The 3,526-nt window shown below is 46.1% G+C and carries 3 protein-coding genes; all 3 read right to left on the bottom strand.

The window, feature by feature from the left end:
- Positions 1–497, bottom strand: a 497-nt coding sequence (locus BG32_RS08445) for an ATP-binding cassette domain-containing protein (protein WP_121526674.1), incomplete at its 3' end; no start/stop codon positions are given.
- A 250-nt stretch (positions 498–747) separates the two neighbouring features.
- Complete coding sequence (rpoD, locus tag BG32_RS08440) at positions 748–1,875, bottom strand: RNA polymerase sigma factor RpoD (RefSeq protein ID WP_201764222.1); 1,128 nt, start codon at positions 1,873–1,875, stop codon at positions 748–750.
- A gap of 124 nt (positions 1,876–1,999) precedes the next feature.
- The coding region (gene dnaG, locus BG32_RS08435) for a DNA primase (protein ID WP_121526673.1) at positions 2,000–3,526 on the bottom strand (1,527 nt) is incomplete at its 5' end.

Genomic DNA, 3,526 nt, shown 5'->3' with positions numbered 1-3,526 from the left:
GGGTGTCGTATGAGGGTGGAGAATACGAGTAGCGAGAGTCTCTTGAAAAGAGGTATTGTCTTTAGAGAGGTTTCCGCCTTCAGTGAAAGCAAGTCCAGGAGATCGAGTTCATGAAAGAGGTCCAATTCGCTTTCCGCGAAGTCTTCGAACTCAAATCGCTTGCCTTTCAAAAACCTGAAGAATTCTATTAGAGTAAAATTAGACATTGCCTCGAGAAAGGTCGTGTCGACGTAAGCAACTCTCTTCCTCACGCTCTTTCTTTCGAGGGAGTCTATATCCTCGCCGAACAGCTTGATCGATCCTGTATAGCTAACTCTGTCAAACAGTTCTTCGTTCAAGTGAATGAAACTTCTGAGAAGCGCCGATTTACCAGCCCCTCTTGCTCCTTGCAAGAGTGCGATGCTCCCCTTTGGCACATCAAAGGTGATGCCGTCGAGCATCTTCCTTCCCTCGACGAGTAGAGTAAAACCTTTCAATGAAAGAGCAGTCTCAATCACGAGACTGCTCCTCTTTGCCGTTCTTATCGTTCAAGCGACTAAACATTTCCGTGCTGGCGAGTAAATCGCCATTCTTAGCTTTTTTCAATAATTCAATTTGGGAAAGAATCCTGGGACTTGTTTCAACCGGTCTTGCTTTCTTTTTCTCAACCAAGTTTTCACGTCCCTTCGCTGGTGTACTTTATTATAAACATAGACTCTTTGCTCTGAAATGATGCAATAATTAACAGCCTGTAATTAAATGGCTAAATCAGTCGCGCTTGGACGTGTTCAGCATACCCAGGAGAGCCTTGAGCTGCTTGCTTCTGGAAGGATGTCTGAGCTTTCTTAGTGCCTTTACTTCGATCTGACGGATTCTCTCTCTAGTTACGTTAAAAAATTGACCGACTTCTTCTAGAGTCTTTGTCTTTCCGTCTAGAAGTCCATACCTCATCTTGAGCACCATCGCCTCTCTCGGCGAAAGAGTATCGAGAATCTGATCGATCTGCTCTCTAAGAAGCATCTTCATCGCGGCTTCCTCTGGCTGTTCCATGGAGTCATCGTGGATAAAGTCGCCCATAGTCGATTCTTCGTCGCCACTTATCGGCGATTCGAGAGAGACGGTTTCTTTCGAGGCGGCGAGGATCTCCTCTATCTTTTCCGGTGTCTTGCCGGTTAGGTTTCCAAGTTCCTCTATCGTTGGATACTCACCATGGTCCTGCAAGTGTTCACGTATTACTTTGTTTAGCTTGTTTATCGTTTCAACCATATGGACAGGAACTCTTATAGTTCTTGCCTGGTCTGCAATAGCTCTGGTTATAGCCTGTCTTATCCACCATGTGGCGTAAGTGCTGAACTTGTATCCCTTTTTCCAGTCGAATTTCTCTACAGCCTTAATAAGCCCGATGTTTCCCTCTTGAATGAGATCAAGGAAGGTCAAACCGCGTCCGATATACCTCTTTGCGATGGAAACTACCAGTCTCAAGTTTGCAGTGATCAGCTCTTCCTTAGCCTTCGGCTCTCCCTTTTGTGCCCGACGGGCGAGCTCCCTTTCCCTGCTTGGCGTAAGAAGAGAGATCTTGCCAATTTCCTTCAGATACATCTTTATTGGGTCCTTTAATGATATGTTGTCATACATCTCAGGCGTAGTTTCAAGTATCGAAACAAGCTCCTCGCTGCTTTCGCTTTCTATGTCATCGTCATCTTCAACTGGCTCCTTTTCGACGATATTGATCTTGTTCTTTTCAAATTCCTCGTATATCGATTCAACAAGACTAGAGTCAAAGCCTTCGTAATCCGGCGGAAAAGCGCTGTCTATATCTTCGTATGTAACAAATCCCTTCTTCTTTCCCTGTCTAAGCAGTTTCTTGATTCGTTTGTCTATCTCTTCCTTAGTCATTAGAGCACTGTTATCGCCTGTTTCATCTGAATCGGCTTCGTCATCCGCTATTTTCTCGGCAAGAGATTTGATGTTATCCGCAATAACCTTGGCCCCTGACTTTGTTTTCTTCTGTTTTTCCAAACTAATCGCCACCCTTCATCTTTCTCTCGAGCATTCTTCTTAGCTCGATCCTCCTGATCAGCAAAGCCTTTCTTGCCCCCTCATCCTTGACCTTTGGAAGTCTTCGGTCAATCTCTGCCATCTCCTCTTCCACAAGTCTCTTGTTGGCATACAATCCGGTTGACTGGAGAACACGTTGTGCGGTATCAAAATCAATGCAAGTAGATGCCAGTTCGATCAGTTCTCTGCCTATACTTTCTTCCACCAGATCGAGTAACTCCTCAAGTTCCAGACCCTTTTTCATTCCTTTAAGGAGTTCCTTCAGGTCTCTGCTTTCATTCATCAACTCTAGCTGTTTGACAACCGTTGCCCGCAGCTTTGGATGCTGCAAATATATCCTTATGTGATCCTTGAGTTTCAGAGCTAAACCGCTTTTCATTTCCCCGCCGGAGCTCTTCGACATTCCACCGCGAAGTGCGGATTCAAGCTCTCGCTCCGAATAACCTGTCTTCTGTGCAAGCGCTGCAATCGTCGACTGGACGGCAGCAAGGTTTCCAGTGCTTCTGAATGAGATCACATATGGTTTGAGATGCTCTATCAGGTGCTTTCGGCCCAAAGGAATCGACAGATCGAGTTTTCTCGAAAAGAACTCGACTCTGAAGGCAGGGCCCGGAATCGCAAGCGCGAGGGTCTCCTTTATCGCCTTTGGACCTTCTGCAACAAACAAATCGGCCGGATCTTTCTGATCTCTCGAAAAAACAACGGCCGTTCCAAAGTCCAGCTTCTCTGCAATGTCTATGGACCTAAGTGATGCTGTCTGACCAGCCTCGTCGGAATCTAGAAAGAACAAGAGGTTACGCGTATAATTTCCGAGAATTCTAAGATGCCTTTCCGTCAGCGCAGTACCGAGTAGGCCCACCGAGTTCGTTATTCCTGCCTCGAACAGGGAAATGACATCAAAGTACCCTTCTGCGATCACCGCGTAGTTCAACTGCTTAATGGCCGCCCTGGCACGTGAAAGATTGAATAAGAGTCTATTTTTCTGGAAGTATTTCGACTCGGATGAGTTGATGTATTTCGGTCCCTTTTCGGCATCCATGATTCTACCGCCGAATCCAACAACTTTACCCGATTCATTGTCAATCGGAATCATAAGCCTGCCAGCAAATCTATCGCTATAGGTCGCCCCTCTCCTCACCAGAATCCCCAGTTGAAGAAGAGTCTTTTCATCGGTTCTAAGTTTCGACGGCAGTGACTGCGGAAAAGTTCTTTCATCCGGTGAATAACCGAGCTGAAATTCGTCTATCGTGTTCTGGGAGATCCTTCGCTTTTCCAGAAGATAGGCCAGTGTCTCGGGCCTCTTCTCTTTTAGTTCTCTATTGTAAATACCCGCAAGCCGAGACATGATCGTTGTGAATTTATCGTACTCGGACTCGGCCGTATCGACCTGAATGGGAATGCCTGCATAATCGGCAAGTCTCTTAACTGCCTCTGCGAACGACAGATTCTCGATCTTCTGATAGAAAGAAATCACATCACCTTTTTCACC

Source organism: Mesotoga sp. HF07.pep.5.2.highcov (assembly GCF_003666285.1).
GTDB classification, from domain to species: Bacteria; Thermotogota; Thermotogae; order Petrotogales; family Kosmotogaceae; genus Mesotoga; species Mesotoga prima.
The sequence above is the reverse complement of the archived record's forward strand: the minus strand, read 5'-3'. Positions and strand labels throughout refer to the sequence as shown.

Excerpts from the sequence above, each read along its gene's own strand:
- rpoD (WP_201764222.1), bottom strand. The coding sequence starts at position 1,875 with ATGACTAAGGAAGAGATAGACAAACGAATCAAGAAACTGCTTAGACAG.